The organism is Peribacillus simplex (assembly GCF_030123325.1).
GTDB classification, from domain to species: domain Bacteria; phylum Bacillota; class Bacilli; order Bacillales; family DSM-1321; genus Peribacillus; species Peribacillus simplex_D.
The window spans coordinates 551,550-572,163 of the sequence record NZ_CP126106.1 but is presented as its reverse complement, the minus strand read 5'-3'; the positions used below and the strand labels follow the sequence as shown (position 1 = coordinate 572,163).

Here is a 20,614-nt window from a genome sequence, read left to right as displayed (position 1 = left end):
GAATTGAATACGCCATTCGGATTTGCGATCGAAACCGACATCGAGTCATAAATGGCTTATCGGCAGTTGCTGCCAATTCGGATTTGCCGAAGAAAATGAAATGGCAGAGGCCGAACTGTTTCTAGCAGCTTTCCCTGAACTTCAAACTTTGTTTTCCAAATGGATACTAAAGGCCACTCCCCAACCGGTTTTCCTTTTCTGCGAGCATCACGGCTATCTTATCCTGGATTGCCGTAATGCCTTTTTCTTCTACAAAATTATTCAAGATGATCGAAAATATGACTTTTTCCCCTCTTTTGGTCGTAACGTAACCTGATAAGGAGCTCGTTCCTGAAATCGTCCCTGTTTTAGCGCGAACATTCCCGGCTGCATATGTTCCTTTCATCCTCTTTCTTAGCGTACCGCCCACCATCCGATTGTCGTTGCCTGCAATCGGCAAAGCATTCAAGTAAGCAGTAAACCACGTTTTTTCCTGTACGGCATACAGCAGCTTCGTTATTTCATTCGCTGGAATCATATTGACTTGTGAAATTCCAGATCCATCACGCATCATGATCGTTTGCATATCGAGACCCATACTCTTCAGCTGATTTCGAGCAACCTTCAAACCATCCTTCCAGCTTCCCTCCCCTTCTGCCTCTTTGCCCATTTCCTTCACCAAAACCTCGGCATGGCTGTTATTGCTCAATTTCATGAAAGGTATAAGCAGTTGTGAAAGCGGCATGGACCGATGAGTGGCAATCATGTCCGCTCCTACTGGCGTTTTCCCTTTTTCCCTTTTTCCCAACACTTTAATTCCTTGTTTATTCATTGAGTTTTCAAATAAGCTCAGGGCATATACTGTGGGATCTTTCACGGAAATCCACTCTTTGATCACCCCGGCATGCTCCGGAATGGTTCCGGTCACCGTAATGACTTGTGTGCCATGAGACCTTTCGACTTCAATTTTATTATTGCCGTCTTCCGATTCAGTTTTCGTTTTGTTGATGACCTTCACATAATCCGTTTCCGGCTTCAGCTTCACCATTGCCCTTTTACCAGCCTTTTTCCCAGGTGATATCTCCACGATGATGGTACCGGTATCGTAGTCTTCATTCGGGGAAGCGGTTAAAGCCGAAACGGCTGCCCCGTAATATTCCTGTTCATCGCTCCAAACTAAGTCTTGGGAATAACGAACATCATCATACCAAGAATCATCGCCTATAAGATCCCCGTGAACCAGCTTAACTTGCCTGTGCTTCAGTGAAGCTGCCAGCTCATCGAAATCCTTTTCCAATAATGTGGGGTCTCCTTTTCCCTTCAGGTATACATTGCCCTGCAGAACCTGGCCAACTTGCACTCCTTTTATGTATAGTTCCGTTTCAAAAGCATGATCTTCCCCTAAAGTTTCCAGCGCAGCTGCTGCAGTCAATAGCTTAAGGTTCGAAGCAGGACGCAATCTCGTTTGCGACCCCCGTTCATAAATCATTTCCCCCGTTTCAGCTGAACGGATGGAAATTCCCGTTAACGCGCCAGCCAATCCCGGCGATTCATCCAATATTTGTTGAATTTCCTGCCCTAGGTTTCCATCATCATTCGCAGCCTGCATCGATTCTCCATTAAAAAAACAGATCAAAAACAGGAAGAATATAAAACTCAACTTCCTTTTGTATGTCAAACGTATCACTCCCACTCTAAATGCTCACCACTTCTATCTTGTCCAATTTACAGTCATATAAAAAGAAAAGATCCACTCGAAGTCCTTATTTATACATACTCAGGAAACTGGAGGATTATTCGGCTGCCATCCCACGGAATCGATAGGGAACCCGACTTCATGATTTCTTTGCACAAAAGGATAATAAGGAACTTTCTTGTCGGCTAATCCGTATAAGTATATAGACATAGTAAGGAGTGAATATATGTATTCAAAGATACAGCCACCAACCAAGAAAATCTCCAAAGAATCAGTGAAGGTTTGGCGGATGACTGAAGCCATTACCCATCTCATTATCCTCACCGTCCTTGGCATCCTATTATTTGTTGATGATTATTTCACTTGGAAAGAATGGATTGGATGGATTTTAAACGGACTTATCGCATTATCTTTTTTTCATGCAATCTGGTCCATCTTCATTGAACCGATCTTGTTGCAAAAGTATTGGCGTTACGATGTGAACGAATAATTCATTCAAACAAAACGTGGAGCCTGGAGTGAAACGCATGAACTCATTCCGATGACGAAGGTCCAATCCGTCAAATTGAACCAAGGACCGTTTTTGCAAAAATATAACCTTTATTCCCTTAGCATCGGAACAATGGGGGACTCTCATGACATACCTGCCATCCCCGAGAAAGAAGCTTATGAATTACGAGATAAAATTGCCCATTTCGCAAAAATTAAGGAAGTGGATTAATGATGGAAGAACATGCAAAACGATTACACCCTTTCAAAATCCCCTTCGAGTTTTGGAAATTGCTGAAAGGAAATGCGTTTTTCATCATCATGCTTTATGTCCTGAACTTCGGTTCTGAAAAGATGTATATGATGGTACTCCAAGTCGGCTTTCTAGTTTATCTGATTTGGAAAGTCATTTCCGTCATCCTAAAATGGTATACGTATAAATACCAAATCAAAGAAGGAACCATATATATTACTTCAGGGCTCATCTCGAAATCGTATCGGACGGTCCCGCTTCATAAGGTACAGAACGTTCAGCAACGCACGACGTTATTTCATAAGATTTTCAGTTTAACCTCTTTAACATTCGAAACGGGGATGACTGGTGATCAGGGTACCGTACCTTTCGAGGTGATTTCCCGAAAAGAGGCCGAACGGCTTGAGGGGGAATATGCTTCAAAACAGGAAATTCCGGTTATCGAAGTGGATATTCCCGAAGAACGAATAGCTGAACCAATCAATGAAAAAACGATCCATTTCACACCAACCAAGCAAGATGTGCTGAAAGCTTCCTTTACATCACTCAGCTTCCTGGCTCTTATCCCGATATTGGCTACGTTATATAATACACTCGATGATTTTATCAATTTGGAGAACGCTGAAGGGTTTCTTGCCAAGTTGGATACGTGGTGGATCATAACCATCGTTCTTGCAAGCTTCGTATGTGTCGCCGTTGCCTTCGGAATCGTCTCCACATTCGTCAAATATGGAAAATATGAAATTTCATCCGATCACGAGCGTATATATATCATGAAAGGTGTATTGGATGAATCCGCTTTTTCCATTCAGAAAGAAAAAGTACAAGCTGTAGAAATCACCCAATCAATCATTAAAAGATTGCTAGGCTTGGCAGAAGTGAAACTGGTCAGTGCAGGAAATACGGGCGGTGAAGAGTTGGAAACGAATACACTCTATCCTTTTTTATCGATCGAACGGGCATATGGGATGGTAGAAGAGATTTTACCCGCTTACAAAGTGGAACGGTCAATGGAGCCGCTATCGAAACAGGCCTTCAAAATCCGAATGCTGCGGCCCAGCTTTTTCTGGATTCTCACAACATTGGCAATCTATTATTTTAAACCCTCCCTATGGTATATATCGCTGATTTTACTCGTCCTCATTTATTCATTGAGAATAATGGATTACAAAAATAGCCGTTACTTGTTAAATGATGAGTTCATTCAGTTCAAGTCCGGAAGTTTGGAAACATCGCTATTCATTACCAAAAGAAGCAAGGTCATTCAAATTGAGGTGGAACGTTCGAAGTTGCAAAAGCTTTTCGGTCTTGCCACAATTGAAACGATCAACCGCTCCAAGCCTGTACACCATACAAAGCTCCAGGATGTATCCGTTGAATATGCAGACGAGTTTTACACATGGTATATGGACAGGACAAAAAATATCCAAGTCGAATAGTAATCAAAAATCAAAGAGTTGACGGTGGCAGTCAGCTCTTTTTTCATCCTCTATACCTTGAATATTTGTCTTCCACTCACCTCAGAATTAATATTGGGAATTTTCTAACTTGAAACTTCAAAAAAGTCAATGCAGGCCGAAATATCTATAGAAGCCTAAATTAATTTGAGGTATATAAGGAGAATTGTACATATGAAAAGACTGACAGACTGGTATTTTAATTCGCTAAAAAAACAAATATTGATTCCTTTTTTAGCATTGATCATGATAAGCGGAATGGCCATCTCTTACATGAGCTATAAAAATAAAGTATCGGAATCCTCCATGACGCTAGTGGCTAGTGCAGATGAAAATTCAGCGGCGGCTAACGAGGTCGCCATGACGATGGAGCAAATAGCGGCCGGTGCCATAGACCAAATTGAAGTCGGGCAGAATAACGAAATGGCTGTAAAGCTATTGGCTGACAAAATCAATGATCTTGAAGGACAAGCGAGCAAAATGGCCACGGAATCCGAAAATATGTTCAAGGCTTCCGAAAACGGAATCACTCAAGTGCAAGGCCTATAACAGCAATTCAATGAAACGTCACTGATTTCCAGTAAGATGAGTAAGGCAGTCAAATCATTGGATGCGCGCTCAGATGATATTAGTGCAATCGTAAAGACTATAAGCGGGATTGCAGGACAAACGAATTTACTCGCTCTTAATGCCGCCATCGAAGCAGCCAGGGCCGGTGAGCACGGAAAAGGGTTTGCAGTTGTTGCCGATGAAGTGAAGAAATTGGCCGAACAGACGGAAAACTCACTGAAAGAAATCTCTGAAATCATTCAAGCCATGCAAACCGATACAACCAATACCGTTCAATTGATTGATCAAGTCAATTAAAAAATCCATCTTCAGGATACTTCTGTAACGGATACGGAGAATGCCTTCAGTCACATTGCATCCATTATCGCGAACACATTCAGCAATTTCGATGAAATCAAAAAGATGATGAACGATATGGTAAACGAAGTCACACGAATGGCGAGCAATACAGAAAGATTAAATTCAATCAGTCAGGAAACTTGGACAGGAACTGAAGAAGTATCAGCTTCCATGGAACAATAAAATGCCCTGGCTAGTGAATTGGATGCCCTATCCGAGGAAATGCACAAAGAAATAAAGAAATTCACATTCTAATCAAAAAAAGGACGGGTCCTACGGGACCCGTCCTTTTACCTTACGATTTATAGAGTTCTTCTACTGTTCGTTAGCGTTTCATCGGTTTCAGTTATTCCCGAGTAAGAAGAACTGGATTTTCTCGCATCAGAATCGACTAAAACAAGCAGCTTGCCACTCTTTACATCCGCTTCATAACGATTAGCTTCGTCTTCAGGTATGCCCATTCCGATTAATGTACCGGCCAATCCTCCTGTACCAGCACCTACAGCCGCTCCGGCTAATGTTGCAGCAAGCGGCCCGGCTGCCAGTACCGGTCCGATTCCCGGAATGGCCAAAGCACCCACACCAGCCAATAATCCGGCAGCACCGCCCAAAATACCTCCGGTCGCCGCACCAGCTGCGAGCCCCTCTTCAACTTTTGTACCCGTTTCTTCATTCACTGTATTTAATTCTTCTTTATCTTTAGCTACCACCGAAATATCTTCACGATCATACCCTTGGGCCTGTAATGACTCAACAGCCTTTATGGCTTCTTCTCCAGTTTCATATACACCAATTATACGCTTATCCATATCTATCATCCTCCTTAAAGAATGTAAATTGTCGCTCCCCCTTTACATACCCCAGGGGATGAAAAGGAAAACGTTATTTAACGGGAAAATATTTTTAAGTTAACCCTTACTTAGAAAGGGTATATATAATAATAGTATGCACATTTTTAGGGGGTTTTCTTTTTGCTCATCGAGTTACTTAAAGATTTAGTATCTATTGACAGTTCAGCGAAAGAAGGGGCCAACCAGGCAGTTGATTACTGTGCGGACTGGCTTAAAAAACAAGGAATTACCGTGAATGTGATCGTGAATAACGGTTATAAAATGCTTGTTAGCGAGATTGGCAGCGGAGATAAAACCGTAATTTGGAATGGCCATGTCGATGTTGTCAGCGGAACGCCGGATCAATTTTTCCCTGAGATTCATGAAGGAAACTTATATGGACGCGGGACAGCCGATATGAAGGCGGGAGTTGCAGGGATGATGTGTGCATTTACCGAACTGAAAGATAAGGACTTAGGTTTAAAAATCCAGTTGCAGATCGTATCGGATGAAGAGATTGGCGGGTTGAACTGTTCCGGATATTTAGCGAAACATGGGTATAGAGGGGACTTTGTAATCTGTGCTGAACCAACGCAATTGGGGATCGGACTCCAGGCAAAGGGTGCCCTTCGTCTCGATATTGAAGTATCCGGCAAATCTGCACACGGAAGCCGTCCATGGGAAGGTGTGAATGCGATTGAAAAGGCCTATGATCTCTATCAAAAAATAAAGGAACTTCCTTTCACCCGGGATCACACTCCCCTTTACTCCTCCCCTTCTCTTAACCTAGCAAAAATCAAAGGCGGGGATGTTTATAATAAGGTACCGGATGCCTGTTTGCTAAGCCTTGATATACGCTACCTTCCTACGCAAACAATGGAAGATATCATTGCTCAGATCGAAAGTGTGACAGGAAATACTGTCCATATTAATATGTACAGTAAACCTGTAAAAACCGAAGAGTCAGATCCATTCATCACTCTGCTCCGCCCGATTATCGAAAGGAACACCAAGCAGGACGCTGCCATTTTTGGGCAGCACGGCTCCGCAGATACCGTGTTTTTTGCGGCATATGGTATCCCAGCCATTGAATTCGGTCCAAAAGGTGAGAACTGGCATGGAGATAGGGAATGCGTCAACCTTGAATCAGTAGCAGTCTATCAAAAAATGCTAGTCGATTTCGCTTCTGAATTTGTTTTAAATTAATCCAAAACATGAAAAAAGCCGGCATCACATAGATGCCGGCTTTTTTCATGCTCCGAATATCCTTTCCTACTAAAATAAACGGCACTCAATTGTTCATTATTGCGTAGTTTTTTTACAAAATATACAGGACTTTTAATCCAGGGAATGCACATCCACATTTTCCCTCATTAAACAAGATACGCCACAACACCAACACTATTTACCAAAAATACGCCTATACTGACAAAAAAAATAATATATTTACATTTAATAGATAAGTCCTTTTGTCCTAGTTTATATTACATTTATTTATCAAGGGAAACCTTTTTGTAACACAATTACTATTCCAGCGAAACATTGTTGTCATAAAGACCTGTTATTCTAAGTCTACGATTTAAAACAAAGGAGACTATTCATTTTGAAAAAAATACTACTTCCACTATTCACTGCTTTCTTTTTGGTATTTAGTTTTTCCGGAGTTTCATCGGCTGCTACTACTACATACAAAGTTAAAAGCGGCGACACACTATGGGGTATCGCCAATAAACATAATATAACAGTCAATCAACTCAAAAGTTGGAACAACCTGAAAAAAGATAACATCCATCCAAAACAAGTTTTAAAGGTCAAGAAAACATCGACCTCTGCTAAACCTAAAGCTAAAACGACATCATCCAAGAAATATAAAACGATCACGGTGAAGGCAACAGCTTACACTGCGAACTGCAAAGGTTGCAGCGGTATTACAGCATCGGGTCTTAACTTAAAGAAAAACCCTAACGTAAAAGCCATCTCAGTCGACCCTAAGGTCATTCCACTAGGAACAAAGGTTCATGTAGAAGGATACGGGGATGCCATTGCGGCAGATAAAGGCGGCGCAATCAAAGGGAATAAAATTGACGTCTTCTACTCTTCTCAATCAAAAGCTATCAATTGGGGCAGAAAAACCGTTAAAGTAAAAATCTATAAATAATGATAAGCACCAGCCTGAAACCTAATTCAGGCTGGTCTTTTGTTTTTCCCATTCTTATAAACACCTAAACAACCAGTTTCCCTTCAAACGGAAATATTTACTGAAATTTCAGTCAATGTTATGATTAGTACATCTTAATCAAAAGAGAGGTGTGCACATTGAATATTGTCATTATAGGGGCAGGGGCACTCGGCTCCTACTTTGGAGGCAGGTTGCAGCAGGCGGGGCAGCATGTTCAATACCTTGTCCGAAAAAACCGCGCCAAACAATTGAAAGAAAACGGTATCAGCATAACCAGCCCACATGGAAACTACCAATTTAACGACCTACATATCACAGAGAACGTAAATGATATCGAAAAGGTCGACCTTGTGATTCTCGCCGTAAAAGGCCAGCATCTGCAAGGCACCCTTAAAGATTTAAAGGTCCTTGTCGAAAAAGGCGCAAAGGTCCTCCCGCTTTTGAACGGGTTGGAACATATATCCATTTTACAGGAAGAACTGGGCGATGAAGCCGTCTTGGGAGGAAGCGCCTTTATCATCGCCACTCTTGATGAAAAAGGTCATGTCATTCACTCCAATGATAATCACGATTTAATTTATGGCCCGCTTCATCCGTCACAAAAAAAGATTTGTGATGAATTCGAACAGGCGGCCGGATCAGCTATCATGAAGGCTGGCAGAACGGAAAACATATTGATCAGGATGTGGATCAAATACATGTTCATCACCGCTTTCTCCGGTGTGACAACTGCCTCCAACCTCCCTATCGGCACGATACGGAGATTCCCTGAAACCAATGGATTGCTGGAAAAGGTCCTTGTTGAAATGAAGGAGCTCGCAAATGCTCATGGTGTCGGAATTACTATGGAGAATATTGCCCAGGCGATGGAAAACATGGCAGGTTTACCTGATGAATCCACCTCTTCCATGCACCAGGACCGCCGGAAGGGCCTAACCCTGGAAGTGGAACATTTACAGGGCGGTGCACTGCGCCTTGCCGACAAGGCCGGTTTGAGACTTCCTGTGATCGGAACCCTTTATGCACTCATAAAACCATTCGAAAATTGATTTTTCCCAATACCGGCGCCCCACCGGTATTTTTTTATTGCAGTTTATCAATCTATCATGAACCCTAATAGACACTTTAATTCCTCTTCCACCCTTCAGTTATTAAAAATCCCAAGACCAAAAAGAACAAAAAGAAAACAATATCACCAAAAGAATATTCTGATTCTTCCTTCTGTTACACTATAACCAGGTTAAGAAAGCGCTATCATATAACAAAGGAGAATGCACCTTGAAAATATTAAAAAATCTAACAGTTCAGGTCATCATCGGTATCATTCTGGGTATAACAGTCGGTTTCTTCTTCCCTGCTTTCGGTGAACAGCTGAAGATATTAGCTGATTTATTTATTAAAATGATTAAAATGGTCATTGCACCAATCATCTTCTTAACCGTCGTAATCGGTATTGGCGGTATGGGTGATATGAAAAAGGTTGGCCGCATCGGCGGAAAGGCCCTGCTCTATTTTGAAATCGTAACCACTTTCGCACTTGCCATCGGAATCATCGTAGTCAATCTGCTGGGACCTGGTAAAGGCTTTAACATCGATTCAGTCGAGGGCGGAGATGTATCACAATATACAACAGCCGCTTCCGAAACGGAACACGGCGCCGTTGCTTTCATTTCTAATATCATTCCTGATAATGCCGTTGCCGCACTTGCTGGCGGAGACTTACTCCCTATTCTATTCTTTGCCGTATTATTCGGATTATCAATGGCGGCAATGGGACCGAGAGTGCAGCCAGTCGTTTCTTTCTTTCAGCATATTGCCGATATTTTCTTCGGCATCGTCGGTATGATCATGAAAGTATCTCCTTTGGCGGCTTTTGGAGCAATGGCTTATACAATCGGTAAGTTCGGCCTTGGTTCTCTAAGCTCTTTAGGACAATTAATGGGTAGCGTATATATCACAATGGCACTATTCATCATTATTATCCTTGGCTCGATCGCAAAAATATACGGCTTTAATATTTTCAAGTTCATAGCCTATTTAAAAGAAGAAATCCTCTTAGTTTTAGGAACATCTTCGTCGGAATCGGCTTTACCAAGCGTAATGAAAAAACTTGAAAAATATGGTTGTTCAAAATCGGTAGTCGGTTTAGTTGTCCCAACGGGTTATTCTTTCAACCTTGATGGCACATCGATCTACTTATCCATGGCAGCGATTTTCATCGCCCAAGCCTATGGTGTCGATTTAAGCATCTGGCAGGAATTGACCCTTCTCGGAATCTTGATGTTAACATCCAAAGGAGCTGCCGGTGTAACGGGATCCGGTTTCATTACACTTGCTGCAACATTAGCTGCCTTCCCAATGATTCCAGTTGAAGGAATGGCCTTACTGCTGGGAGTCGACCGTTTCATGTCTGAAGCACGTGCCATCACCAATCTAATCGGTAACAGTGTTGCTACAGTGGTCATTTCTAAATCGGAAGGTGAATTCAATCCAAATCAAGCCATCTCAGGCGATATGGGTGAAGTGGCCGTCTCATCGGAAAAATAAGCGAGTCTTGAATGAAGGGGTGTGCAACTTGCACCTCTTTTTTTATGTCTTGCTCCCATTCTATCAATGAACAGCCGATTTTCTATAAATAGCCAATCAAATAAATTTCAGAATCACTGAAAAGTGTTTATACTTTTATGTAACAGGTAAAAGTATATAGTTAAAAGTTTTAGTAGTTTGATGGATTTAACCAAATTGGGAGGTTTTATCATGAAGGATTACGGATTATTTATTAACGGTGAGTGGTCGGATTTTGGATTGGATAAAATTGAAGTGAGAAACCCGGCAACGGATGAAGTAGTTGCCACCGTTCCTAAAGGCGGTGCAACTGAAGCGGCGAAGGCTGCAGATGCCGCATATGAAGCCTTTACGGGCTGGGCTGCACTCTCAGTCTATGAACGTGCTGAACTAATTTGGAAATGGCATCGATTGATCGATGATAATAAAGAAGAACTAGCCAAAATCATGACTGAAGAGCAAGGCAAGCCCCTTAAAGAGGCTCTTGGTGAAATGACATATGCAAATGGCTTTTTATCTTGGTTTGCCGAAGAAGGAAAACGGGTATACGGCGAAACGATTCCTGCATCCGTATCCAATAAGCGGCTTTTCGTGACAAAACAGCCTGTCGGAGTTGTAGCTGTCATTACGCCTTGGAACTTTCCCGCAGCCATGATTACAAGAAAAGTTGCACCAGCGCTTGCAGTCGGCTGCACAGTCGTCATTAAACCGGCAAACCTGACTCCCATAACAGCTCTAAAAATGGCTGAATTAGCTGAAGAAGCTGGCATTCCAAAAGGAGTCATCAATGTCGTGACAGGAAAATCATCAGAAATCGGCGAAACTTGGCTTCAAGATACAAGGGTTCGTAAATTGACGTTCACCGGTTCTACAGAAGTCGGTAAAACCCTTATGAGGGGCTCAGCTGACACGGTAAAGAAAATTTCGCTTGAACTCGGGGGTCACGCACCCGCAATCGTTCTTGAGGATGCCGACCTTAATAAAGCGGTTGATGGCATCATCAGTTCAAAATTCCGTAACGCAGGACAAACATGCGTCTGTTCAAATCGCATTTATGTCCACGAAGCCATTCAAGAAGCCTTCATCAAAAAGCTCGTTGCCAAGGTCAAAGAACTAAAGGTAGGAAATGGACTGGAGGATGGTGTCGATATCGGTCCGCTTATCGATCAAAATGCAGTTGATAAGGTTCAAAAACAAATTGATGAAGCAATCAGCAGCGGTGCTAAGCTAGAAGCTGGCGGTAAATCAATAAGCGGTCTTTTTCTTGAACCAACTGTACTATCCAACATTGATGACAGCATGCTCTGCATGAAGGAAGAAACATTTGGTCCTCTAGCTCCCATCGCCTCCTTTAAGACTGATGAAGAGGCAATCAAGAGGGCGAATGACTCCATCTTCGGTTTGGCAGCTTACGTCTTCACTGAAAATATCACCAAGGGCATCAAATTCACCGAGGCACTTGAATTCGGCATTGTTGGCTTGAACGATGGACTTCCTTCCGTTCCGCAAGCTCCATTTGGCGGATTCAAGCAAAGCGGGCTCGGCCGTGAAGGTGGACATCAAGGCATCGAAGAATTCCTGGAAGTAAAATATATTTCCTTAGGTTTGTAACCTGTTTAGGCGCTTTTGCTCCTTCACTAAGAAAACGGGCCCGACTTAATTGAGTCGGGCCCGTTTTTTCATTCCAATATATCTTCTTCAAGCTTTTCTTCTTTTCGGATCCTGATGAATTTTACGATATTCAATACAATCGTTTTAACAACAGAGTAAGTCGGAACGGCCAAAATCATGCCGATGATACCGGCAATGTTTCCGGCGACGAGCAAAAGGATGATGATGGTGAGCGGATGTGTGTTCAATTTTTTCCCGATGACTAACGGTGATATGAAATTACCATCCAGTTGCTGAATGACCGTTACAACCAGAATGACCAGTAACGCCTCGGTCGGTGAATGAATCAACGCCACAATGACCGCAGGAGCCGCTCCGATAAACGGACCTACATATGGGATGATATTGGTTACAGCACCAATCAGCGCGAATAAGAACGCGTAAGGCAAACCAATGATCAAATACCCGATGAACGTTCCGATCCCGACGAACATGCAAACAAGCATCTGCCCTTGTATGTATGTGGTAAGCGTCCCGCCAGTTTCCTGAAGTACTGTTAAAGCCGGTTTTCTATAGCGAACCGGGACGAATTTCATAATAGCGGCCGGAAGTTTATCCCCATCCTTCAACATATAAAACAGGATGAAAGGAACCGTTACGACCACTAACGTAATATTCGTCACCACGCTGAAAACGGAAGTTAAACTGTTCGTTATATTACTAGGTAAGTTCGTCAAATATTTTTGCAGCGAATCCCCTACTTCTTGCAGTGGTACATAATCTTGTTCTACCGTCCACAAAAACCATTTTGACTCAGCTGAATCTTCAATGAACTTCCTTGTTTGATTGAAATAATCCGGGAGGTTATTGACTAAATCCGTAACCTGTTTGGACAGTGACGGGCCGACCAGACCGACCAACAAACTGATCAATCCCAGGAAAAATACATAAAGCAATAAAATCGCCAATCCCCTTGGCATTCTCCTTTTAACGAGGAAATCAACAGTGGGGTTGAACAAAAAGTAGAGAAAACCTGAAATCAAGATTGGAAAGAACAATGTAGATGTAAAGATGACTATCGGTTCAAAAAGAAAAGAAATCTTTGTACCAACATAAAAAAGTAAAGACAATAGTAATAACTCTAACGTCCAAAAATGTAATTTTGTCTTGAACAAATTATCTCCTCCACTATAACCATTCTATTTAACTCCCTATTTCTAAGGAAACAACATCATAAATGCGAAAAATCCTATGTATGATAATCTCTCATTGTTAGCAGTTTACCATATTTTCATAACTTGAATGAATAATTATATACAAAAATAAAAGAAAAAGCCTAAAGATACAGTTCCCTATCTTTTTGATGGTTAAGCTTCTTTTTAAAATATTCCTTTCCAGTGGTGTCGAAAGATTCATGGGTTTGTTTTCACCAATAAGGGACACGGACCCAAATAAAAAAACCCCGCTGTATTGGCGGGGTTTTTTGAGTCTTATTTTTGATCTTGAAGTACTGCTTCAAGCATCGTACCGTTTTTAGCTAGGTTTGTATGCCATGAAAATGCTTTTTCAAGAATGTGTGGAGTTTGATGCCCGCCAGTTTGCGCAACAGCTTCAGAGAAGTATGCACGAAGCTGTGGACGGTAGTCAGGATGCGCACAGTTTTCTATGATTAACTCTACGCGTTCTTTTGGTGCCAAACCACGTAAATCAGCGATCCCTTGCTCTGTCACTAATACATCCACATCATGTTCAGTATGATCCACATGTGAAACGAAAGGAACGATACTAGAAATTTTGCCGCCTTTTGCATATGATTTCGTTACGAAAATGCCTAGGCGTGAGTTACGGGCAAAATCACCAGATCCACCGATTCCATTCATCATTCTTGTCCCAGAAACATGTGTCGAGTTCACGTTACCGTAGATATCACACTCTAACGCTGTATTGATTGAAATCAAGCCAAGGCGACGGATGATTTCAGGATGGTTAGATATTTCTTGTGGACGAAGAACTAGTTTATCACGGTATTTTTCAAGCTCACCGTAAACTTGTTTACCTTTTTCTTCAGCTAATGTAATCGAACAACCCGAAGCGAATTTAACTTTTCCAGCATCGATTAAATCAAATACCGCATCTTGCAGCACTTCTGAATAAACTTCCAAATCTTTAAATTCAGAATCAAGGAAGCCAGCGAATACTGCATTTGCGACTGAACCTACACCCGACTGAAGCGGAGCAAGGCTTTCAGTTAAACGGCCAGCCTTGATTTCTTCACGAAGGAAGTTAATAAGGTGGTTGGCGATTGTTGCTGTTTCTTCATCCGGCGGCACGATTGTAGAAGGTGCATCAAGATCCGTGGAAACGACGATTCCCATTACTTTTTCAGGATCAACCGCAATACCGATCGATCCAAGGCGATCACTTGCTTTAGTCATAGGGATCGGTTCGCGTTCCCCTTGTTTAGCTGGTGTGTATATATCATGCATCCCTTCCAATCCTTCTGGATGGGACACGTTCAATTCAATGATTACATGTTTAGCTTCTTGAACGAATATGGCTGAGTTTCCTACAGAAGTTGTCGGGATGATTAATCCATCTTCCGTAATCGCCAATGCTTCGATGATTGCAAAATCTATAGGGCCGACAATGCCCTGACGAACTTGTTCAGCTGTATGAGATAAATGCTGATCCACATAAGTGACTTCATCAGCATTGATTTTATTGCGAATGCCTTTATCCGCTTGGAACGGCAAACGTTTGTTTATGATACCCGCTTCCGCCATATGTTGATCGACTTCCGGTCCTAATGAGGCACCTGTATATACGTCAACTTTGAATTTTTCAGTTTTAGCCCTTTCAACTAGAGCCATCGGAATAACTTTAGCATCCCCAGCACGGGTAAATCCGCTCATACCGAGTTTCATCCCATCTTTAATCCATGAAGCTGCTTCTTCCGCTGTAACTACTTTCCCCTTAAATTGTTCGTTGCGAATTTTTTTGAAAACGCTTTCGTTCATACAAAAGACCCCCATTTTTCGCTTTTCTTACACTTAATTTTACCAATCCTGTGTAATCATCACATTCGATTCTGAATGAAAAGCCTTAAATAGAGCATAAACCAGCATTTTTTTCACACAAAGGAGAATCACTAAAACCCCAAAGCCCTTCTAAATTGACTTGCATATGTTTGACTGACCTGGATTTTGGAATTGTCTTTCATTATCAGTAAAAATGTAGAATGAAAATCGGGAAGGATCTCTTGTATATAATTGATATTGACGATGTACGAACGATGCACGCGAATGAATAAATCACTAGGTAAAATGAATTCCAGTTCACTTAAGTTCATTTTATGAAATCCACTCACACGTTCGGACTGAATCTTAGTTTTCCTATTTTGAGCTTCCAAATACATTATTTCATCATATGGAAGCGGTATCCAGCGGTCATCTGTTTTAATGGTCAAGAATGATGTCGGTAAAATTAATGGCTTTGACGGCAAGATGGCCGTTACCGCCCCTAAAGGATTGCCCTCGTCCATTATAGGAACACTCAGCCCATAGTAAGGTACGCCAAATACATTACTTTCAACTTGCACCCCTATTTTTTTACGAACACTCAACGCTTTATATGTCGCCGTTTTTTCACTGATTAAATCACCCGGTTTTATTCTTAAGTCAACTTGTTTGCTCGGTTGATAATAAATGTATTTTTCAGAATCAGCCACAGAAATTGAAGCATCCTTCGGTACAAACTCCCTGATGATATTCAAAACGGATTCGACCGTAAATTGATCCATTTCCTTTCACCTCTTAAAAGAACATATTAATAATTTCCCTATTATTAAACAGGGCATTCATGAAATAATTCATCGTTTTCTGGAAAACTTACATTTTTTTGAATTCGCGTTTCGCAAAATAAAGAAAAATGGAAGTAACTAAGCGAAAAACGTCAAAAAAAGCAAAAAAATCGTATTTAAATTTATATCCTTATTCATTATAGTTGGAAAGCGCCCTGATTTCCATGGGGGATTCTAGAAAAAAGCTTCCTTATACCTAACATATAATCCCCATAGCCGAGGTTGGGCATCAAAGCATAAAGAAGCCGCTCTCCCTTTATTGGATAACGGCTGAAAGGTTATTTTTTAAAACGGGGATTTTGAAACGAGGATTTTATTCGAAGGGATAATATCTCTTCTAAGTTCTTCAGTGGCAATTCCAATAAAAAGGGTCGGTCATCAGGTTGATATACATCCTCTGAAATGAGCGTATTAACGATCTTTTGTTTTTTCGCATTAACAATTCGGACCAGTCTCCCCATTTTCAGCTCCCTTTCCTTATCCACTGTATCCGGCACATACGGCCGAATTAATCACAGCATCAGATATCATTCTTTAACGCATCATGACCTTCTTTTCCGGTCCGGATATTCACAACATTCGCCAATTCATATATGAAGATTTTACCGTCCCCAGGCTTACCGGTACTCAAGAACTTCCTTGCTACATCCACAACATCCTGAACTGGCACCTCACACACGACGATTTCGATTTTCATTCGGTCATGCAATGACATTTCACGATTTCTGCCTCTATATGTTTCCACATAACTTTTCTGAAGACCCGTTCCTTTTACTTCCGAAACTGTCATTCCGCTTACGCCTATTTTTGCAAGTTCCGCTTTGAATTGTTCAAACTTGATTGGACGAGTAATGATTTCTATTTTCGTTAAAACCTCGGACATATGAGCCCCCCCTTTTAAATGGATTCGTGATAAGCCTTTTCTCCATGAAGTGTAAGATCAAGCCCCATTGACTCATCTTCTTCACTGACACGCAACGGCACGAAAAGGTTTATGACTTTCGCAACGATATAAGTGACCACGGCAACGAAAATATATGTCGCGACGATCGCTACAAGCTGTTTCCACAATAAGTTGAAATCGCCATAGAATAAACCATTTGCCCCGCTTTCATTTACGGAAGTGGTCGCAAACAAACCTGTGGCGATGCCTCCCCATGTCCCACCGATCCCATGTAATCCAAAAGCATCAAGTGCATCGTCGTAACCCAGTTTATTCTTCAGGAAGAATACGCCCCAGAAACATACGGCACCGCCGACGACACCAATGATGATGGAAGAGGCAGTGGTTACGAATCCACAAGCAGGTGTAATGGCTACCAAGCCAGAAATGGCTCCGGATACCGCACCCAGCAATGTTGCCTTTTTATTAGCCATATACTCAACGATCAGCCAGCCTATGATACCAGCAGCAGCTGCAACTGCTGTATTAACGAATACATTCATCGCCACTTCATTGATTGTCAATGCACTTCCGACGTTGAAGCCGTACCACCCGAACCAAATTAATGAACCTCCGAGGAATGTTAAAGGAAGATTATGTGGTGCACTGTCACCCGACTCTTTTCTTTTACCTAACATGATCGCTAAAACCAGACCCGCAACCCCTGAAGAAATATGGACGACGTTGCCACCTGCAAAGTCAAGCGCACCCAATTCCGCTAACCAGCCGCCTCCCCATACCCAGTGTGCAACGGGAGCGTATACGAATAAAGACCAAAGGATCGTAAAAATCAGGAATGCTGAAAACTTCATCCGCTCGGCAATGCCACCTGCAATGATCGAGACTGTTAACACGGCAAAAGTCATTTGGAATAACATGAACAAACTATGAGGAATTGTTTCGCTGTATGGTCCAGGTGCAAAGCCTACATCCTTTAACCCAACCCAGTCCAGACCGCCTAGAAATGTATTACCAGGTGAAAATGATAATGAATATCCAATAAGCACCCAAAGAATCGAAATAACAGCCAGTGGCATGTAACTATGCATTGCCGTATTCAGGACATTTTTACTTTTTACCATCCCTCCATAAAATAGGGCAATCCCTGGTGTCATTAGCCAAACCATCATCGTCGCCAAAAACATGAATACCGAATCCGCCATTTGCATACTGTTTTTTCCCCCTTGTTTTATATATATGTTATGTTTATTAACACTTAAATGTTATGTTTTTTATCATATACTTAATTTTCTAAAAATTCAACTTAATTTTTATTTTTCACGAAAATATGTGAGGTTATATCACATCAATATGAATAAAGGATCAGAAATAATGGGTTTTTTCGTTTTAAAAATACATTTCACCAATTTCACGACTCCATTCCCATTACATTTCCCCCTCTACTTATGTCCCGTCCTAAAAAACCCCATTAAAAAAGGACCCTCCTATTGAGGGCCCTTCAAAAGATATTCAGTTAGCAGCAACGAGACACTTTTCCACCCTTAGCATTATACCGCTCATCCTGGGCTTCACAGAAAAATTCTTTCCTGGTTTTCACAGGGTCTTCAGGATGATGCATTTTCATATGGGCCACATAAGTATCATAACTTGGCACGCCGACTAGCAAACTGACGAATTGCTTTCTGTAGCTGAGAATTTTAATCAATCTTTTCAACATTGCCTTCCCTCCCTTATGACGTCCTTGATACATAAGGTGTTTCATGTAAATCTATTTTTTGGTTCTTCAAGACTTTTATCCATAACCTAATGGCGGAAATCAGGACCGTGATCACCACGATCATGAAGATGGCACATAGGGCAGCATCCACATAATCATTGACGATAACCCGTTTCATCTCGGCAAGGTTAGCTGCCGGAGCAAGAATTTCCCCATTATCATAGGCAGCTTTAAACTTATCCTTATGTGCCAAAAAGCCAATAGCGGGGTTTTCGTGAAACAGCTTTTGCCACCCAGCCGTCATGGTCACTATCAACAAGAATGTAGTAGGGACAAGAGTGACCCATGTGTACGCTTTTTTGCCCATTTTGAAAAGGACCGTCGTCCCAAGCAGCAACGCAATGGCGGAAAGCATTTGATTCGCAATTCCAAACAATGGCCAAAGGGTGTTGATTCCGCCAAGAGGATCAATGACCCCTTGATAAAGGAAGTACCCCCAGCCGATTACACAAATGGCAGTCGCAATAATATTGGGCAGCCATTTATTCGTTTCGGCAAAAGGTTTGTAAAAGGTCCCGATTATATCCTGTATCATAAAACGCCCTACCCTGGTTCCAGCATCAATGGTGGTCAATATGAACAATGCCTCGAACAGGATCGCGAAATGATACCAGAACGCCATCAGGGATGCTCCGCCAATCACTTGCGAAAAGATATGGGCCATGCCGATAGCAAAGGTTGGAGCTCCTCCAGTACGGGATATAATGGTCTCTTCCCCAACATCGTCAGCAAGTCCGGTAATCATCTCAGGTGTCAAAATGAAACCCCAATCGGATATCGTGGCAGCCACTTGTGCTGGCTCCGTTCCCACAACGGCACCCGGGCTATTAATGGCAAAATAGATACCAGGAGTCAGTACACAAGCTGCTATCATCGCCATGATGGCTACAAAGGATTCAGTCAACATCGCCCCGTATCCAATTGGACGTGAATGGGATTCACGTTCGATCATTTTAGGAGTTGTTCCTGAAGAAACGAGTGCATGGAAACCTGATACCGCCCCACAAGCGATCGTAATGAATAGGAACGGGAATAAGTTTCCGGAAAATACGGGTCCTGTTCCATCGATGAATTGAGTGACGGCAGGCATTTCAAGGCTCGGCATGACAATAAAGATACCAAGTGCAAGCCCGATGATCGTACCGATTTTCAAGAATGTACTTAAGTAATCACGCGGTGCCAATAACATCCATACAGGCAAAACGGAGGCAACGAATCCGTATACAATCAACATGATGGCTATCGTTTCCCCACTGAAAGTGAACATTGGCGCCAATGTTGCGCTCTCTGATACAAAGCGACCGAAATATAACGCGAGCATCAATAGTATGATTCCGATAATCGATCCTTCGCCAACCCGTCCAGGCCTTATATAGCGCATGTAAATGCCCATAAGCACAGCGATCGGTATGGTCGAGGCAATCGTGAACATCCCCCACGGACTTCCCACGAGCGCCTTTACGACAACCAGGGCAAGAACCGCTAATAAAATGATCATGATACCCAGGATACCGATCATCGCTATCAAGCCTGTAATCGGTCCAATTTCCTCCTTGATCATCTCTCCCAATGATTTGCCGTTACGGCGCATCGAACCGAAGAGAATGATAAAATCCTGTACGGCACCAGCCAATACAACTCCGACTACAAGCCATAGTGTCCCTGGCAGATATCCCATTTGCGCTGCAAGGATGGGACCAACGAGAGGGCCAGCTCCGGCAATCGCTGCAAAATGGTGACCAAACAACACCCATTTGTTTGTAGGAACATAATCTTTCCCATCATTATTCGCTTCAGATGGAGTCTGGCGATTGTCATCTAGCTCAAACACTTTCCGTGCAATGAATTTACTATAAAAGCGGTATGCAATTGAATAAACACAGAGTGCTGCAGTGACAATCCACATGGCATTGATGCTTTCCCCCCGGTTTAGCGCGACGAAACCAAAACTCACCGCACCCAACGCAGATATGATCCCCCAAAGGATGACCGATTTAAGCGTTTTCATTTTTTCCATCTCCTCTCTATTGAACTGGTTGCAACTATAAAAAACCTCATTCATAAGGGGCCAGGGCTATATTCCTCCCCTAGCCCATTAAATTTAAA

At 42.2% G+C, this 20,614-nt stretch carries 19 protein-coding genes; 10 read left to right on the top strand and 9 right to left on the bottom strand.

The window, feature by feature from the left end:
* Nucleotides 1–166: 166 nt before the first annotated feature.
* Nucleotides 167–1,588, bottom strand: coding sequence for a D-alanyl-D-alanine carboxypeptidase/D-alanyl-D-alanine endopeptidase (dacB, locus tag QNH43_RS02770; protein WP_434060183.1), 1,422 nt, complete (start codon nt 1,586–1,588; stop codon nt 167–169).
* A gap of 313 nt (nt 1,589–1,901) precedes the next feature.
* Here dacB and QNH43_RS27610 point away from each other — a divergent pair, with 313 nt between their 5' ends.
* The 5 genes from QNH43_RS27610 to QNH43_RS02750 all read left to right on the top strand — a co-directional run bounded on the left by QNH43_RS27610 (nt 1,902) and on the right by QNH43_RS02750 (nt 4,741).
* Complete coding sequence (locus QNH43_RS27610) at nt 1,902–2,165, top strand: hypothetical protein (RefSeq protein WP_349654800.1); 264 nt, start codon at nt 1,902–1,904, stop codon at nt 2,163–2,165.
* A 3-nt stretch (nt 2,166–2,168) separates the two neighbouring features.
* A complete protein-coding gene (locus QNH43_RS27605) occupies nt 2,169–2,396 on the top strand; it encodes a PH domain-containing protein (RefSeq protein WP_349654813.1) in 228 nt (75 codons plus the stop codon).
* The gene (locus QNH43_RS02760; protein WP_283916717.1) at nt 2,396–3,856 is read left to right on the top strand and encodes a PH domain-containing protein; all 1,461 of its coding nucleotides are present in this window, start codon (nt 2,396–2,398) and stop codon (nt 3,854–3,856) included. The genes QNH43_RS27605 and QNH43_RS02760 overlap by 1 nt, the downstream gene beginning before the upstream one ends.
* Before the next feature lie 192 nt (nt 3,857–4,048).
* Nucleotides 4,049–4,423, top strand: a complete 375-nt coding sequence (locus QNH43_RS02755) for a hypothetical protein (RefSeq protein WP_283916716.1) — start codon at nt 4,049–4,051, stop codon at nt 4,421–4,423.
* Nucleotides 4,424–4,459: 36 nt separating this feature from the next.
* Nucleotides 4,460–4,741 (top strand): methyl-accepting chemotaxis protein, encoded by a 282-nt coding sequence (locus QNH43_RS02750; protein ID WP_283916715.1) that lies wholly within the window; start codon nt 4,460–4,462, stop codon nt 4,739–4,741.
* Between the two features lie 344 nt (nt 4,742–5,085).
* Here QNH43_RS02750 and QNH43_RS02745 read toward each other — a convergent pair whose 3' ends face one another.
* On the bottom strand, nt 5,086–5,592 hold the full coding sequence (locus QNH43_RS02745) for a general stress protein (RefSeq protein ID WP_283900546.1): 507 nt from the start codon (nt 5,590–5,592) through the stop codon (nt 5,086–5,088).
* 162 nt (nt 5,593–5,754) lie between these two features.
* Here QNH43_RS02745 and QNH43_RS02740 point away from each other — a divergent pair, with 162 nt between their 5' ends.
* The 5 genes from QNH43_RS02740 to QNH43_RS02720 all read left to right on the top strand — a co-directional run bounded on the left by QNH43_RS02740 (nt 5,755) and on the right by QNH43_RS02720 (nt 11,968).
* The gene (locus tag QNH43_RS02740; protein ID WP_283916714.1) at nt 5,755–6,819 is read left to right on the top strand and encodes a M20 family metallopeptidase; all 1,065 of its coding nucleotides are present in this window, start codon (nt 5,755–5,757) and stop codon (nt 6,817–6,819) included.
* A 397-nt stretch (nt 6,820–7,216) separates the two neighbouring features.
* Nucleotides 7,217–7,771: a 3D domain-containing protein gene (locus QNH43_RS02735; protein WP_283916713.1), complete on the top strand. Its 555-nt coding sequence runs from the start codon at nt 7,217–7,219 to the stop codon at nt 7,769–7,771.
* Nucleotides 7,772–7,920: 149 nt separating this feature from the next.
* A complete protein-coding gene (locus QNH43_RS02730; RefSeq protein WP_349654799.1) occupies nt 7,921–8,841 on the top strand; it encodes a ketopantoate reductase family protein in 921 nt (306 codons plus the stop codon).
* Between the two features lie 229 nt (nt 8,842–9,070).
* Complete coding sequence (locus QNH43_RS02725) at nt 9,071–10,339, top strand: dicarboxylate/amino acid:cation symporter (RefSeq protein ID WP_283916711.1); 1,269 nt, start codon at nt 9,071–9,073, stop codon at nt 10,337–10,339.
* A 210-nt stretch (nt 10,340–10,549) separates the two neighbouring features.
* Nucleotides 10,550–11,968, top strand: a complete 1,419-nt coding sequence (locus tag QNH43_RS02720; protein ID WP_076370827.1) for an NAD-dependent succinate-semialdehyde dehydrogenase — start codon at nt 10,550–10,552, stop codon at nt 11,966–11,968.
* A 68-nt stretch (nt 11,969–12,036) separates the two neighbouring features.
* On the opposite strand, the gene QNH43_RS02715 is transcribed toward QNH43_RS02720, so the two are convergent.
* From QNH43_RS02715 to QNH43_RS02685, 7 genes are all read right to left on the bottom strand, one after another.
* A complete protein-coding gene (locus QNH43_RS02715) occupies nt 12,037–13,143 on the bottom strand; it encodes an AI-2E family transporter (protein WP_076370825.1) in 1,107 nt (368 codons plus the stop codon).
* 315 nt (nt 13,144–13,458) lie between these two features.
* Nucleotides 13,459–14,985: a succinyl-CoA:acetate CoA-transferase ScpC gene (locus QNH43_RS02710; protein ID WP_076370823.1), complete on the bottom strand. Its 1,527-nt coding sequence runs from the start codon at nt 14,983–14,985 to the stop codon at nt 13,459–13,461.
* 131 nt (nt 14,986–15,116) lie between these two features.
* Complete coding sequence (locus QNH43_RS02705; RefSeq protein WP_076370821.1) at nt 15,117–15,767, bottom strand: LytTR family DNA-binding domain-containing protein; 651 nt, start codon at nt 15,765–15,767, stop codon at nt 15,117–15,119.
* A gap of 580 nt (nt 15,768–16,347) precedes the next feature.
* Entirely contained in the window at nt 16,348–16,710 is a 363-nt protein-coding gene (locus tag QNH43_RS02700) for a P-II family nitrogen regulator (protein WP_063235326.1), read from the bottom strand.
* Nucleotides 16,711–16,724: 14 nt separating this feature from the next.
* Nucleotides 16,725–17,939, bottom strand: coding sequence for an ammonium transporter (locus QNH43_RS02695; protein WP_076370817.1), 1,215 nt, complete (start codon nt 17,937–17,939; stop codon nt 16,725–16,727).
* A 305-nt stretch (nt 17,940–18,244) separates the two neighbouring features.
* Entirely contained in the window at nt 18,245–18,448 is a 204-nt protein-coding gene (locus QNH43_RS02690) for a YbdD/YjiX family protein (protein WP_076370801.1), read from the bottom strand.
* A 13-nt stretch (nt 18,449–18,461) separates the two neighbouring features.
* Nucleotides 18,462–20,516 carry a carbon starvation CstA family protein gene (locus QNH43_RS02685; protein WP_283916710.1) on the bottom strand — a complete coding sequence of 685 codons (2,055 nt, stop codon included), beginning with the start codon at nt 20,514–20,516 and terminating at the stop codon, nt 18,462–18,464.
* Between the last annotated feature and the right edge of the window lie 98 nt (nt 20,517–20,614).

Bases quoted from the DNA above. Each gene is read 5' to 3' on its own strand.
- QNH43_RS27610 (WP_349654800.1), top strand. From the start codon at position 1,902: ATGTATTCAAAGATACAGCCACCAACCAAGAAAATCTCCAAAGAATCA.
- QNH43_RS02705 (WP_076370821.1), bottom strand. From the start codon at position 15,767: ATGGATCAATTTACGGTCGAATCCGTTTTGAATATCATCAGGGAGTTT.
- QNH43_RS02720 (WP_076370827.1), top strand. From the start codon at position 10,550: ATGAAGGATTACGGATTATTTATTAACGGTGAGTGGTCGGATTTTGGA.
- dacB (WP_434060183.1), bottom strand. From the start codon at position 1,588: ATGCAGGCTGCGAATGATGATGGAAACCTAGGGCAGGAAATTCAACAA.
- QNH43_RS02695 (WP_076370817.1), bottom strand. From the start codon at position 17,939: ATGCAAATGGCGGATTCGGTATTCATGTTTTTGGCGACGATGATGGTT.
- QNH43_RS02755 (WP_283916716.1), top strand. From the start codon at position 4,049: ATGAAAAGACTGACAGACTGGTATTTTAATTCGCTAAAAAAACAAATA.
- QNH43_RS02760 (WP_283916717.1), top strand. From the start codon at position 2,396: ATGATGGAAGAACATGCAAAACGATTACACCCTTTCAAAATCCCCTTC.
- QNH43_RS02745 (WP_283900546.1), bottom strand. From the start codon at position 5,592: ATGGATAAGCGTATAATTGGTGTATATGAAACTGGAGAAGAAGCCATA.
- QNH43_RS02685 (WP_283916710.1), bottom strand. From the start codon at position 20,516: ATGAAAACGCTTAAATCGGTCATCCTTTGGGGGATCATATCTGCGTTG.
- QNH43_RS02700 (WP_063235326.1), bottom strand. From the start codon at position 16,710: ATGTCCGAGGTTTTAACGAAAATAGAAATCATTACTCGTCCAATCAAG.
- QNH43_RS02750 (WP_283916715.1), top strand. From the start codon at position 4,460: ATGAGTAAGGCAGTCAAATCATTGGATGCGCGCTCAGATGATATTAGT.
- QNH43_RS02710 (WP_076370823.1), bottom strand. From the start codon at position 14,985: ATGAACGAAAGCGTTTTCAAAAAAATTCGCAACGAACAATTTAAGGGG.
- QNH43_RS02690 (WP_076370801.1), bottom strand. From the start codon at position 18,448: ATGTTGAAAAGATTGATTAAAATTCTCAGCTACAGAAAGCAATTCGTC.